Genomic DNA, 13510 nt, shown 5'->3' with positions numbered 1-13510 from the left:
CAATAAAAGCGGTGCTTTAAGCTATTTTATACAATTTACACTTTCCTTTGTATAACTATTTTTATTACTTTTACTACATCTAAAATACACCTCGTTTCTTTTTTTGATATATAAGGTGTAGTAAATACACCACGTATGCAAATTAGTCTAAAGAAGAAAAAATTAAGTAGCGGTAAACTTAGCTGGTACATTGAATTTTATGATGGTTCTTACGTTGATAAGAATGGAACAATGAAACACAATAGAAGTTTTGAGTATCTAAAGCTCTACACACTTCAAGAACCACAAACGGCTATTGATAAAAAGAAAGATAAGGAAACGGTTCAGTTAGCTAATCAGATTTTATCCATCAGGAAATCTGAATATTTTCAAGGCAAGCATAGCATTAAGAATGATAAGAAGTCTAAAACTAGATTTCTAGATTATTACAATGAGCTTAAAAATGAACGCAATGAGAGTAAGGGTAACTATGGTAATTGGGATGCAGCAGGTAAACATTTAGAGCGATATTGTTCGCCAACATTGACTTTTGATAATGTTGATGATGAATTTGCTAAGGGTTTTAAACGGTTTTTAGATTCTAAGAGTGTTACAAAAAGTGGGATTGCACTTTCTCAAAATTCTAAGTACACTTATTTTAATAAATTCAAAGCAGCATTACGTCAAGCCTTTGAGGATGGCTTTCTTACAGAGGATATTACCAAAAGAATAAAATCTTTTGACCAGGGCGAATCTCAACGAGAATATTTAGTTCATTCTGAATTGCAAGCTTTAGCAAAAGCTGATTGTAAGTATCAAGTTTTAAAGAATGCCTTCATTTTTAGTTGTTTAAGTGGCTTACGTTGGAGCGATATAGACAAACTTAAATGGTCGGAAGTTCGGGATGAAGATACTGGTTGTCGTATCATATTTCGCCAGAAAAAAACAGACGGTTTAGAATATCTTTATATTTCTGACCAAGCGCGTTCTTTGTTAGGAGAACGGACAGGAGAAGTAAACAAGGTTTTTAAAGGATTAAAATATGGTGCTCATTTTAATGCGGAAATATTAAGATGGTGTATGCGAGCGGGAATAACTAAACATATTACTTTCCATAGTGCCAGACATACGAATGCAGTTTTACTTTTGGAGAACGGAGCTGACATTTATACGGTTTCTAAACGTTTAGGACATAAGGAAATAAGGACTACTGAAATATACACTAGGATTATTGATAGTAAAATGAAAGAAGCTTCTGAACTAATACCCAAACTTGATATAAACTTATGATTGAGCCACAATTTATTTTAATAATTCTTTTTCTAATATTAACTTTTTTTATTTTTCGTCATTATTTTATTTTCTATTGGTGCGTTATGTATGATATTCCCAAAATTTGGAATGTCAAAATTGAAAAACGTCGATTCGCAAATCTCTCTCTATCATACCCTTTAACTTGCATTTCCGCTTGGTTATTAATTTCAAATAATTCATCAGGACGATTTGGATTGTTTGTTACAATAATCTTAATTCTATGTTTTAGTCTTTTTTATGTAATGTCCTTAATTATTATATTATCGACTTTAATCAATTTTTCTAAGAAGATTAACGAGTTAAGTAGAAACCTATTTCAAGATAAGCTAGATTCTATTTTTGTATCAGTTCCAAATAAAGAAACTGAGTTCTATAACCAATTCAATAATAAGTATTTTTCTTCTAGCGAAGAGAATTTTAATTCATTAATTAAGCTTAACCGTTTAACTTCCGAGGAAAAAATTGTTTGGCTTTACTCTGAAGGAAATTTCAAGGAAAAACATAAAAGTAACTTAAAAGCACTATATCATTTTATTGGCGAATTATTCTGTACTGAAGATAAGATGTTTATAGAAAATGTAATCGTAGAGTACTTTCAAAATAAAAACGGAGCTTTATATTCCAAAGACAAATTTTCGAATACACACAGTAAATGGATTAATAACAAAAACCCTAATCATCTCTCAGATATGAGTGAATCAATCAAATCCCTTATGAAATATAGGTAATACCTATTGTTTACCTATACCTATTTCCTATCATCTTTACTTTGTTATAGGTTTGTTTTCAGATATCAAACAAAATCAAAAACAATTGCGCAATTGTTCATCATTAATTTAAAAAAATTAGGAAATGAACACACTACAATTAGATGAAAGACTCGATAGAATTGAAAAACTTTTAATTGCATCCAAGAGGGTGCTTTCGTTTGACGAAGCTTGTCAGTATTCAAACTATTCTTCCAGTTATATGTATAAGCTTACATCTGGGAAAATCGTACCTCACAGTAAGCCAAATGGAAAAGCTATTTTTTTCGATAGGGACAAGTTAGAAGCTTGGTTACTTCAAAATCCTCAAAAATCTATTGATGAAATTGAGCAAGAAGCGCTTGATTATTCTTTAAAAAATAGAAGATGAAAGCTTCTTATTTAAAGAAAACAAATCAAGAAGAAGCCACACGGTTCATAAAAAAGCCTAATCATATTTTAACTGCTCGTTTTGCTCTATCGACGTTAGAGAAGAATATTATCTACACAGTTTTAGACCAACTTCAAAAGGTTATGTCTAAGGATTTGAATCAAAATTATAAAGAGCAAGAAGTTATTGTGGAGTTAAAGCTTTTAGATAAGCATCGTAATTATCATCGTATCAAAAATGCTGTAAAATCTTTAGGTTCAAAACAAGTTGAGTTCGAAATGAATATACCTAATGGTAATAGAGCTGATAAGATATTAGATTCGGCAACTTTATTGGTAAGTGGTTTAACCTACGAAAGAAATTCTGAATATATTTCTTTTTGGGTGCCATCGTCAGCTTGCAGGTTTTTCTGTTATATAGGTGGTGGTTACACAAGCTTTCAAAAAACAATAGCTATAAGTCTTACAACAAATCCTGCTAAGTGTATGTATGAGCTATGTTGTAGATGGATTGATAAAGGTGGCTTTGAATGTACGGTTGAAGAATTTAGGCTATTAATGAATACAGGCGAAAAATACAAACAGATATCTCATTTAAGAACACGTTTTTTAGAAGACCCTAAACAAGAACTAAAAAAAAGAGCAGATGTCTTCTTTAGTTTTAAGCTACACAAACGAGGAAGCTCTTATTATTCAATAACCTTTAAATTCCATAGAAACACAGAAGTTAAAGATGAGTATAGAGGTATTGATAGCAAACAGTACATTTTTGTTTATAACTTCTTAAATCGCTTCTATTCAAATCAGATGGACACTAAGGCATTAGATTATTCTGAATCAATTGCTCAATCAGGTAAAATTGATAAAGCATACTCACGGTTTTTAAGATTAGATGATGATTATACTTCTGGCAAAAAAACTAAAGCTGATATCAAAAACTTACTGAACAAATTAATACTTAAAGAAGTGGGTGTAAAAGGAGTCCCAAATTCCAAATCACACTAAAAAAAAGATATGTGTGATTGAGACGCTGAACTTCGTCATTTTGTGTGATGAACTTCGTCAATTTGTGTGATAGCCATTTTAAAACTTCGTCATTTTGTGTGATTAACTTCTGTTAAGTGTAGTAACCGTAGGTGTTTCAATCGCTCTACAATAAGGTTAACCTACAATAAATAAACAAGTAGGGTAAAAATCAATAAATGCTGATGAAAAGAAAAAGATATGAATAGCAAAACTGCAAAAGAATTAGATTTAATTGAGTTGCTGGCATCACTCAATTTTTATCCTGTAAAACGGATTAAATATGATGTTTGGTTTTTTAGTCCGTTTCGGAATGAAACCACACCTTCATTCAAAGTATGCTCAAAAATTAATAAATGGTTTGACCACGGCGAAGGAAAAGGTGGTAACACACTTGATTTTATGATTAAGTTAAAGATGTGCTCAATAAGTGAGGCGCTAAAACTATTGGAAAGCAAATCTTTTTCTTTTCACAAGCCAAAAAAGGCGAATAACGAAACAACTCAAAATATTGAAATTGTTAGTGAGCGGAGAATCCAAAAAGCGACATTGATTAGTTATTTACACGAAAGAAAGATTGACGTTTCAACCGCAAGAAAGTATTGTATTGAGTTACATTATTTAAATATTCAAAAAACAAACTCAAACAACGCCAAAAAATCTAAAAGTGATAATAGGCTAAAGCCCTTTTATACTATTGCATTTAAAAATGACCTTGGAGGTTATGAAACAAGAAATAAAATTTTTCAGAGTTGCTTATTTGTTAAAGCAATCACAACCATCAAAAATGACTCTAACACCCTGAATTTATTTGAAGGTTTCTCAGATTTTTTATCCTACTTGACTTTAATGCCCCATAAAGAAAATGAAGATTTTATAATAACAAATTCAACTTCAATAGTAAAAAATACAATAGAAGTATTACCAAATTACACAACTGTTAAGACGTTTTTCGATAATGATGAATCTGGTATTAAAGCGACAAAACTGATTCAAGAAAATTGTAAAAGAGAGTTCTTAAATGAAAGCTTAAAATTCAAAAAATATAATGACGTTAATGATTACTTAATGGCATATAGACGCTAGTTTTTAAGGGTAAAATATATCGAGAGGTGTCAATGTCCTGACAAATTTCATTTTGTCAGCACATTAACATCACGTTTTTCATCCCGAAGGTCGCAAAATTTTTAAAGAGATAAAATGAAAAAAAACAAGAAAATAGAGTTTAGAGTTACGCTCACAGAACATCTTATAATTAAACATAAAGCATATAAAACTGGATGTTCGGTTTCAGAATACCTAAGAAATATTGCGCTAGATTACCCTTTGACTTATAAGCTTACTTATGATGAAATTGAAGTTTATAAACAGCTAAATAAGTTTGGAGATAATTTCAGGAGGATAGGTAATTTATTCAAATTAGGAGATGTTACTGGAGTTAAAGAAACTTCCATAGATACAGCCAAACTAATACGAGAACATTTAAATAAATTGAAATGATAAGTAAAGCAAAATCTTGCCCAGGCGGAACTGCGCTTTTTCATTATGTGGTTAATGAAGAAAAGGGATATGAACTTTTGCGTAATGGTCTATCTGGAGTTACACCTAAAGAATTGTATTCCGATATGGCTATTATGCAAAATCAAAATTTGAAATGTAAGAACAATACTATAAGTATTGTTTTATCCCCAACTATTGAAGATAGTAGTCGTATGTCCAACGACCAGTTAAAGGAACTAACAAAAGGTTTCTTAAAGGAAATGAATTTAGACCCTAAATTAAATCAATTTATTGCCTTTGTACATACTGAAAAAGACCATAAGCACTTACATATTCTACTAAATCGTGTGAAATCAGATGGCAAATTAATAAATGATAGTTTTATTAGTAAAAAGGCACAAGAAGCTGCACATAAGATGGCTTCGGAATATGGATGGTCTTCAGCTAAAGACATAAAGGAAACTAAAGAGCGTGAACGAAAAGAATCTACAAAAGAAGTTCGAAGTATCATCAAGAAAGCGCATTACTTAGTTTTAAAAGCGAAGCCTAAAAACCTCATAACTTATCAAAAAGAAATGGCAAAGTATGGGATTCAAGTTTTGCCAACTATCAATAAACAAGGTAATATTCAAGGATATCGTTTTATACACGATGCTTCAGGAACAAATTTAAAAGCAAGTGAAGTAGATAGAAATTTAAAGCTCAATAAACTATTTTCTAGTGAAAATGAGATAACGAGAAATTCAAATAACTTGAATAAAGAATATGTAATAAATGATTATAGTTTAAATACTTCAGTTTTAAAATCAATAATTAATCAACTAGCATTTATTGGTGGCGAGAGTCAAGATGAAAATTTAAGACAAAAGAAATCGAGAAAAAGAAAATCACTAAGACGCTAAAACTATGGCTAAACAATCCCAACCAAAAGTATCTGAATTGGTAGAGGTACTAATTCAGCAAATGTCAAATTTCGATAAGGTCATTAGAGAACGAAACGATATTTTAAACAAATCTATCTCGAAGTTAAATAGTATAAAGGTAGATTTTAATGTTGCAGAACTTGAAGCAATGAAACAATCCAATCGTGATATTATTAAAAACGATTTTGAAAATTTTCACGCAAAAACAAGAGAAAATAATAAGGAATTATTGAATATTCATAAAAAAGTTAGCTCAAAAAGATTGCTTTATCTGATTATTCTGAATGTTTTTTTTCTTTCAACAGCAGGACTATCATTTTACATCGCAGTTAAGAATTCAGTTGAAAAAAGCGAATATGAAAATGTATTAAAAGATAGAAATAAGTTTAAGAAACAAGCCTATGACTATCATAGCTACTTCCTTAAAAATCAAAAAGAAGCATTGAAGTATAATAATTGGAAGGAGAAATAAATTACAGTTTTGATTTATTATATTAAAACTACAAAGTCTTATTATTACTTTATAGTTTAACATCAATATAGTTTTACTATTTTAATGCATTATAGTTTTATAGTTAAAATGTAAAATAGCATAATAGTAAAAGGTTTTTTTAATCGTTGAGAACAAATGCATTTCAGCTTTAAAAAACAACTATTTAGAAATATAAATTCCTAAATTTGTAGAGAACAAAATAAATAATATAAGAGAAAAATAATTTAATATTAAAATATGAAGCGTTTAGCTTTTGATTTGGTTTTAGAAACTCGCCAGGTTTTGAATTCCACCACATCTAAGTTGAGACGCCCACGCCACGGCGTGGGCTGTTCTTATGTGGTGGATGGGTTTCTGGCGAGACCTCTAAAACTAGTAAGTCCAGTTCCACGCTTTTTTTATACCCAATTATGAAACAAAAAGAAATAATTATCAATGGAAAATTAAGCATTGATGCAATAGAAATGATTCACGAATATTTCAAAAATCACACAGTTAACGGTATTGAGGAGTTTGTAATGTCAGAAAAGGAATTTTTAGATAAATATAAAGGTACTTATTGCCTTAATGAATGGAGTACAATTAAACAATATGCAATTTACACTATAGACTGTTTTATGTGTTTTAAATCGTATGATGTTATAATAGAAAGTAGGGAGAAATTCTACACGTATGCCGAAGCAGATTATCGTTTATGTGGTAAATGTTTTGATACCAATAATAAATTATACCATTCAGGCTTAGGTCTTCACTTAGCTGGAGATATCGTTTCTCAAAAATCTCACTAATAAAAAATACTATGAAAAAAATCATATTAACAATTTCACTTTTAGCCAGTTTTCTATTTACTAACGGACAGGATATTGAAAAAACAGAACTAAATATAGAGGATTTAGAATATTTACAAAAAAATATTAATAAAGGTTGGTCATCAAAAGAACCCGATGAAACCTTAATAAATTCAACAAAAAATAACCTAATAACTTATCAATTTGAAATCGTATATAATGATACGGTGGTATATCGAGGTAATATAGACAAGCCAAGCTATGGGCAAATTACAATGGGAATTTACAGAACAAGAGTTCAGTTTTGTCTTGAATATGATGTTTTTGATGCTGAAACTAAATTAGAATTAGCTGAAAACAAAAAAATAAAACTTATAACAACAGAAAGTGGAAATAAGTATTACTATACAGATTTTTATGAACTATTTGAAATGGATTATAAAAAAGGTCTAATTGTAAATGATAGGTTGTCGAGTAAAATTCATTTCAAATTTTATAAGTTAACTGAAAAATAGTTGACGACAAAAGTTAAGAAGCCTTTAAAATATCATAGTAAAATATTGAGATAGTTACCACTAATTGGTGTTTTTGTCATATTAATACTATAGAACAGATTTTCTAGGATTACTAATTGTCCCTCAATTTGAGGGATTAAATTTAAAATAACCGCTATGTGCGGTTTTTTATTGAATGTAAGCAAAATTTGAATATAAAAACATAACGTTATGCGATGTGTTTTACAAATGAAACATCTATATTTAGAACTTTATTAAAATAACAAAATGAACCGAATTAAAGCTGTTCTTGAAGAAAAAGGAATTAAGCAAGTCTGGCTTGCAGAACAATTAGGCAAAAGCTTTAATACTGTTAATGGTTACGTACAAAACAGGAAGCAACCTAGTTTGGAGACACTTTATAGAATTGGAGAAATCCTGCAAGTTGACCCTAAAGAATTATTAGACACGAAACGAGAAAAACAATGAGCCAAAATATATTACAATACGAATCTAAAGTATGGTCTACTGCCGACCTTTTAATTGGTGCAGGTATAAAGCAGTCAGACTTTCCAAAATATATGATGCCTTACTTTGCAATGATAATGTTGGAAAGTAGATTAGTACGTCATTACAAAGAATTATTAAAAGATTTTGGAGTAGAAACTATTGATGATATAGAAGATGTTAACGACTTTTTTGAAGAGTTTAAAGATTATAACATAGGTTATAATGAAGTTGTAATTAGGCAAAACAAAACATTAGCAGACATCTGTAAGAATGATACAACATTCGATAATGATTTTGATACCTACCTAAAAGCATTCGACCCAGAAACAAAAGAATTATTGGGTGTTGATAGAGGAAACACAGAAGAAAAATATTTAGATATTTCAGGTCTAAGCGGACAATTACGTAAAAAGAATATTCTTTTTGATACGGTTAAAAAATGGAGTGAAATAGATTTAACACCTTTCAATAACTCTGATATAACCACTTTAGAAGAACATATAAAACGTAAATGGGCTGATATATCTGCCGAAACCGCTGGAGAGCAATATACACCTGATGATATTATAGCTTTAATTACAGAAATTATCTTATCTAAAATTGAAGATAACGGAGAGTTTCTAACCATATATGACCCAACCTGTGGTGGAGGAAACCTACTTTTTGGTGTTGAAGATTTAATTCAAAAAAGCTATAACAGACCTACAAAAACCTACGGTGAGGATTGGAGTGATAGTTTATATGCATTAGCAAAAATAGAAAGTCGTTTTCGTACAGATTCAGATATACGTTATGGTAACACATTAACTAATATTTCATTTATAGAAAAACAGTTTGATGTTATTGTAGCAAATCCGCCTTATGGTGTAGATTGGAAAGGCTACAAAAAAGATATAGAAAACGATACTACAGAACGTTTTCACGCTTTACCATCAATTTCAGATGGTCAATTTTTATTTACACAACATATTTTATCGCAATTAGATTCTAAAGGCTTATCGGTTGTAGTTCATAACGGTTCTACCTTATTTAGTGGCGATGCAGGAAGTGGTGAAAGTAATATTAGAAAATATTTTTTTGATAACGATTGGGTAGAAGCTATTATACAAATGCCTACAGATGAATTTTTCAATACAGGTATTTACACCTATTTATGGATTTTCAACAAGAATAAAGTCCAAGAACGTAAAGACAAAGTAATCTTAATTAATGGAAGTGATTTTTACGAACCTTTAAAGAAAAGTAAAGGTAAGAAACGTAAAGAAATGGTATTTGATAACAGAAAAACTATTGTAGATGCTTTAATCAATTTTGAAGATACAGATTATGCAAAAGTATTTGATAAATGGCATTTCTACTATAACAAACAAGCTATAATGTTGACCAATGTTGATGAAGATGGAAAAACATTTGAAAGCCAATTACCTGTTAAGAAAAATAAAGAAGGAGAAGAAATTAGAGCAAAATCTACAAAACTAAATCCTACTAAAATAACACAAGTTACAGAAGATAAAACTATAGAAATTGTAGATTTTGAAATTAGATCCTTTGATGCTAAAAAATATAATTCTTTAATGGAATACTATGTTGAAGGTGTAAAGCCTTTAGTAGCCAATTTAGATTATAAAGAGGCAGATTTAAAAGTAACTACAGCCAAAACGAGTTATTATTTTGATTCTGATAAGGAAACTATCATAGAAGAAACGAAGGGAAGTAAAGCAGCTTTAGGCTGTGGTAAAATAGTAATTAAAGCATCATATAAAAAAGCAACAAAAACTAAAGATGCTTATATCTTAATTTCAACTGAGTTAACACCTGATTACGAAAAGGATTATGAGGTAATACCGTATTTACCAATAGAAGAAGACAATCAGCAAAACATTGCATCTTTTATGGCTAAATATATTACAAAGCCTTTTAAATATATAGATAATACTATTGGTGTAGAAATTAACTTTAATAAAGTATTCTATAAACCAGAACAATTAAAACCATTAAGTGAAATTAAGAGAAACTTAAATAGTTTAGAAGATAAATTAAAAGAACTTGAAAATATATTATAAAAAAAGGGAACCTTTTAAAGTTCCCTTTGTATCTAAGGAAGTAGCGAGAAAATGCGGAATTGTATCCAGAACCATTTAAACCTATCTTCCTTTTTTATCGTGATGTTATAATATCTTAATTAGAGTACAAAAGTATATAATTATATAAGATAATGCAAATAATAGACCATAATAACACATCATTAACTATTTGTCAAAAGTTTTTTATAGAAAAATCTATAGAACTTCTTTATATGGGTAGTATAGATTCATATAGAATAAAACTTAATAATCCTTTAACGATATTACAAGAGTTAAAGTATTGTCTTAATGAATTTGATAAAGGTCGCATAAAGCATTTTCATACTATTAAGGGTACTGCTAAATCAGGTAAAGTTTTAATAGATGAAGTACATACATTACTTGCAGTAGCACCTTCATATATTAAATACGATACTATTTCATTAGAATATTTAACTGTTCTTTTAGGTCAAACAAAAGAAGATAATTACAAAAAATTAATCCCGAGTATTAAAATGTTACTCGATGATAACCAAGATTATGTTGAAAAGGTTATCGATGGTATATCAACTCTTGTAGCTTCTAATGACAACTCTTTTGAAAATCTATGTAAAATAGATACATCTTTAAACATATTATTTAGTAGTCTTATTAAAAAAGAATTTTCTAAAGGTTTTTTGTATAAGTTGTTTTATGGGATATTCGTTCATTCTCTTAGAAACTGTAAAAATTTTGAAGACCATTTTACCAATTTTAAAACAAGAATATTAGCAGATAAATGCGAACATAAAGTAGTTTTTAGGATAGATACTACTGATAAAGTTTATACAGCAATGTCTCACATAGCAGTTGATGGTATAACACTTCAAGATGATATAGATAGTATTAATTTAACAGGCACTAGAGCAACTACAGAATTAGCTGTATTTAATGTAAAACTTGATAAACGTAAATTTATAGAGTGTACAGTAGAAGCACTTGACTACTTATCCGCTCTTAAAAAAGCAAGAAGACAACTTTCAGAATATTTAGATGTACTAAACTTAGGGCTATCAGGCGAGTTTTTAAATATCCATAATCGAGTATTAGTTATAGACCAACGCTCACCAGAAAAAGGTGATTTTCAAAATAACGCAAATATACTTGATGGTAAATACAAAGCGGAACAAAGTCACTACCAAACTTTTACAAGTAAAATACCTTCTATCATTAATAACTCTAAAATTATTGATGAAACCAAAGAAAAGATTAAATCTGCGGTACGCTATCTAAGATTAGGTAATCAATCTACTGAGATTGAACATAAGTTTATAAATTATTGGATAGGTTTAGAATATTTATTTAGCAATTACGAGAGTAATAATACTATTGTACGTTTAAAAACACATTTTATAAATGCACACGCAATAGCCTATACAAAAAGAAACATAACCAGTTTTAAAAGGCATTTTGCACAATTACCTAATGTGCAAAAAGCAAAGGCAACAACATATACTACTGCGAATGATAATTTTTTAAAAGAGAAACAGTTTTACCAAGATATAGAAACAGAACTTTTAGAGGACTATCCTTTATTAGCTTACAGAGCAATGAAGTTAAAAGAATGGTTTTTTAAAAATACTTCTGCAACTAAACCTGCAAATGCAAAAAACTATTTAAACAGACATAAGGAAAATTTAGAAATACATTTTACACGTATTTATAGGTTGCGAAATGAAATTATTCACGATGCAGCTTTAAACACCAATAATCAACTTATAGTTTCAAATTTAAGGTACTATCTAACTTTTATTTTAAATGAGGTGATAGACCATCTTTCTAATGCTACAACAAATGGTAGTGTCTCAATAGAAGATTATTTTATTGGTAACGAGCTTAAATTGGGGAATATAGAACATAAAGGATTTACTTTAATCGACTTTTTAGATGTGGAATGTGCAATAGATTTTATTTCTTAAATAATATGGAAAAGCAAAGATATAGTAAGTATAAAGATTCTGGTATTGAGTGGTTGGGTGAGATCCCTGAACATTGGGAAATTAAAAGAATTAAAGACGCTATAACTAAAATAGGAAGTGGTGTGACGCCAAAAGGAGGTAGTGAAACTTATGTAGATGAAGGAATACCTTTAATTCGTAGTCAAAATGTTTATAATGATGGTTTAAGGTTAGATAATGTTTCTTTTATCACAGAGGAAGTTCATAATAAAATGAAAAACTCACAATTAAAGCCTTTTGATGTTTTGATAAATATTACAGGAGCTTCAATAGGTAGAACTTGTATTTTTCCTGAATCAGTAAAGACTGCAAATATCAATCAACATATAATTTATTTAAGAGTAAAGAAAAAGAAAGTTGATTATTTCGCATATTACTTAAAATCAAATACTATTCAAGAATATATAATGAATATTCAAGCTGGTACTTCTAAGGAGGCTTTAAATATGTCTCAAATTTTAAATGTTGGTTTACCTTTTCCTGAATTAAAAGAACAGACCCAAATAGCCAATTATTTAGACGCTAAAACCACAGCAATAGATAAAAAAGTAAATCTTTTACAACAAAAAATAAAACACTATAAAGCCTACCGTAAAACTTTAATTAATGAAACTGTCACCAAAGGTTTAGATAAAACAGTAAAACTAAAAGATAGCGGTATTGATTGGATAGGAGAAATGCCAGAACATTGGGAAGTCAAAAGAATTAAGGATATTTTCAATACACTTGCAGGTGGTACACCATCAACAAAAGAAAAATCATTTTGGATAGGAGATATTCCTTGGATTCCATCAGGTGCAGTTCAAAATGGAGAGGTAAATGATAATGTTATTAAGTCATATATTTCAGAAGAAGCATTGTTGAAAACTTCTACTAAAATGGCAAGAAAAGATTCAATATTAATAGCTTTAACAGGTGCTACTTGTTCTAATATTGGTTATTTGAATTTTGATACAACTATAAATCAATCAATTGTGTCAATTGATTCAAATAAAAAATACACATCTCATAGATACTATTTTTATTTTTTAATTTCAGCCAAAGAAAAAATCAGGACATTAATGACCGGTGGTGCTCAAGGAGGTATTAATCAAGGAGATGTTAAATACTTCAAAGTCTGTTTTACTTCTAAAAAAGAACAACAACAAATAGCAGATTATTTAGATGGTAAAACAGCAACCATAGATAAAATTGTAAAAAACATAGAAACTCAAATTACTACTTTAAAAGAGTTACGTAAAACACTAATAAACGAAGTAGTAACAGGTAAAGTAAAAGTAAGCGCATAAT

The 13510-nt window shown here is 29.3% G+C and carries 14 protein-coding genes; all 14 read left to right on the top strand.

What is annotated here, in order from left to right:
* The first annotated feature begins 135 nt into the window (after positions 1 to 135).
* Positions 136 to 1269: a site-specific integrase gene (locus BMY96_RS14040; RefSeq protein ID WP_092853279.1), complete on the top strand. Its 1134-nt coding sequence runs from the start codon at positions 136 to 138 to the stop codon at positions 1267 to 1269.
* A gap of 266 nt (positions 1270 to 1535) precedes the next feature.
* Positions 1536 to 2021 (top strand): hypothetical protein, encoded by a 486-nt coding sequence (locus tag BMY96_RS14035; protein ID WP_139205264.1) that lies wholly within the window; start codon positions 1536 to 1538, stop codon positions 2019 to 2021.
* A gap of 124 nt (positions 2022 to 2145) precedes the next feature.
* Positions 2146 to 2430: a helix-turn-helix domain-containing protein gene (locus tag BMY96_RS14030; protein ID WP_092853275.1), complete on the top strand. Its 285-nt coding sequence runs from the start codon at positions 2146 to 2148 to the stop codon at positions 2428 to 2430.
* Positions 2427 to 3434, top strand: a complete 1008-nt coding sequence (locus BMY96_RS14025; protein ID WP_092853273.1) for a replication initiation protein — start codon at positions 2427 to 2429, stop codon at positions 3432 to 3434. Before BMY96_RS14030 ends, BMY96_RS14025 begins: the two co-directional genes overlap by 4 nt.
* Positions 3435 to 3653: 219 nt before the next feature.
* Positions 3654 to 4538: a DUF8464 domain-containing protein gene (locus BMY96_RS14020; protein WP_092853271.1), complete on the top strand. Its 885-nt coding sequence runs from the start codon at positions 3654 to 3656 to the stop codon at positions 4536 to 4538.
* A 114-nt stretch (positions 4539 to 4652) separates the two neighbouring features.
* Positions 4653 to 4952, top strand: coding sequence for a plasmid mobilization protein (locus tag BMY96_RS14015; RefSeq protein ID WP_092853269.1), 300 nt, complete (start codon positions 4653 to 4655; stop codon positions 4950 to 4952).
* Complete coding sequence (locus BMY96_RS14010; protein ID WP_092853267.1) at positions 4949 to 5854, top strand: relaxase/mobilization nuclease domain-containing protein; 906 nt, start codon at positions 4949 to 4951, stop codon at positions 5852 to 5854. Before BMY96_RS14015 ends, BMY96_RS14010 begins: the two co-directional genes overlap by 4 nt.
* A gap of 4 nt (positions 5855 to 5858) precedes the next feature.
* Positions 5859 to 6347: a hypothetical protein gene (locus BMY96_RS14005; protein ID WP_092853265.1), complete on the top strand. Its 489-nt coding sequence runs from the start codon at positions 5859 to 5861 to the stop codon at positions 6345 to 6347.
* Between the two features lie 431 nt (positions 6348 to 6778).
* The gene (locus BMY96_RS14000; protein ID WP_092853263.1) at positions 6779 to 7156 is read left to right on the top strand and encodes a hypothetical protein; all 378 of its coding nucleotides are present in this window, start codon (positions 6779 to 6781) and stop codon (positions 7154 to 7156) included.
* A gap of 11 nt (positions 7157 to 7167) precedes the next feature.
* Entirely contained in the window at positions 7168 to 7671 is a 504-nt protein-coding gene (locus BMY96_RS13995; protein ID WP_092853261.1) for a hypothetical protein, read from the top strand.
* A gap of 267 nt (positions 7672 to 7938) precedes the next feature.
* Positions 7939 to 8139 (top strand): helix-turn-helix domain-containing protein, encoded by a 201-nt coding sequence (locus BMY96_RS13990; protein ID WP_092853259.1) that lies wholly within the window; start codon positions 7939 to 7941, stop codon positions 8137 to 8139.
* Positions 8136 to 10223, top strand: a complete 2088-nt coding sequence (locus BMY96_RS13985) for an HsdM family class I SAM-dependent methyltransferase (RefSeq protein WP_092853257.1) — start codon at positions 8136 to 8138, stop codon at positions 10221 to 10223. Before BMY96_RS13990 ends, BMY96_RS13985 begins: the two co-directional genes overlap by 4 nt.
* A gap of 152 nt (positions 10224 to 10375) precedes the next feature.
* A complete protein-coding gene (locus BMY96_RS13980; protein WP_139205263.1) occupies positions 10376 to 12181 on the top strand; it encodes a hypothetical protein in 1806 nt (601 codons plus the stop codon).
* 5 nt (positions 12182 to 12186) lie between these two features.
* Positions 12187 to 13509 (top strand): restriction endonuclease subunit S, encoded by a 1323-nt coding sequence (locus BMY96_RS13975; protein ID WP_092853343.1) that lies wholly within the window; start codon positions 12187 to 12189, stop codon positions 13507 to 13509.
* Position 13510: the final 1 nt, after the last annotated feature.

The sequence above is a fragment of the Algibacter pectinivorans genome, assembly GCF_900112595.1.
GTDB lineage: Bacteria > Bacteroidota > Bacteroidia > Flavobacteriales > Flavobacteriaceae > Algibacter_B > Algibacter_B pectinivorans.
Note: the sequence above shows the minus strand (reverse complement) of the source record. Positions and strands in the feature narration are given on the sequence as shown.

What these genes read in the sequence shown, in the direction of transcription:
- BMY96_RS14025 (WP_092853273.1), top strand. Translation starts at nt 2,427, where the DNA reads ATGAAAGCTTCTTATTTAAAGAAAACAAATCAAGAAGAAGCCACACGG.
- BMY96_RS13985 (WP_092853257.1), top strand. Translation starts at nt 8,136, where the DNA reads ATGAGCCAAAATATATTACAATACGAATCTAAAGTATGGTCTACTGCC.
- BMY96_RS13990 (WP_092853259.1), top strand. Translation starts at nt 7,939, where the DNA reads ATGAACCGAATTAAAGCTGTTCTTGAAGAAAAAGGAATTAAGCAAGTC.
- BMY96_RS13995 (WP_092853261.1), top strand. Translation starts at nt 7,168, where the DNA reads ATGAAAAAAATCATATTAACAATTTCACTTTTAGCCAGTTTTCTATTT.
- BMY96_RS14015 (WP_092853269.1), top strand. Translation starts at nt 4,653, where the DNA reads ATGAAAAAAAACAAGAAAATAGAGTTTAGAGTTACGCTCACAGAACAT.
- BMY96_RS13980 (WP_139205263.1), top strand. Translation starts at nt 10,376, where the DNA reads ATGCAAATAATAGACCATAATAACACATCATTAACTATTTGTCAAAAG.
- BMY96_RS13975 (WP_092853343.1), top strand. Translation starts at nt 12,187, where the DNA reads ATGGAAAAGCAAAGATATAGTAAGTATAAAGATTCTGGTATTGAGTGG.
- BMY96_RS14000 (WP_092853263.1), top strand. Translation starts at nt 6,779, where the DNA reads ATGAAACAAAAAGAAATAATTATCAATGGAAAATTAAGCATTGATGCA.
- BMY96_RS14005 (WP_092853265.1), top strand. Translation starts at nt 5,859, where the DNA reads ATGGCTAAACAATCCCAACCAAAAGTATCTGAATTGGTAGAGGTACTA.
- BMY96_RS14030 (WP_092853275.1), top strand. Translation starts at nt 2,146, where the DNA reads ATGAACACACTACAATTAGATGAAAGACTCGATAGAATTGAAAAACTT.
- BMY96_RS14020 (WP_092853271.1), top strand. Translation starts at nt 3,654, where the DNA reads ATGAATAGCAAAACTGCAAAAGAATTAGATTTAATTGAGTTGCTGGCA.
- BMY96_RS14010 (WP_092853267.1), top strand. Translation starts at nt 4,949, where the DNA reads ATGATAAGTAAAGCAAAATCTTGCCCAGGCGGAACTGCGCTTTTTCAT.
- BMY96_RS14035 (WP_139205264.1), top strand. Translation starts at nt 1,536, where the DNA reads ATGTCCTTAATTATTATATTATCGACTTTAATCAATTTTTCTAAGAAG.
- BMY96_RS14040 (WP_092853279.1), top strand. Translation starts at nt 136, where the DNA reads ATGCAAATTAGTCTAAAGAAGAAAAAATTAAGTAGCGGTAAACTTAGC.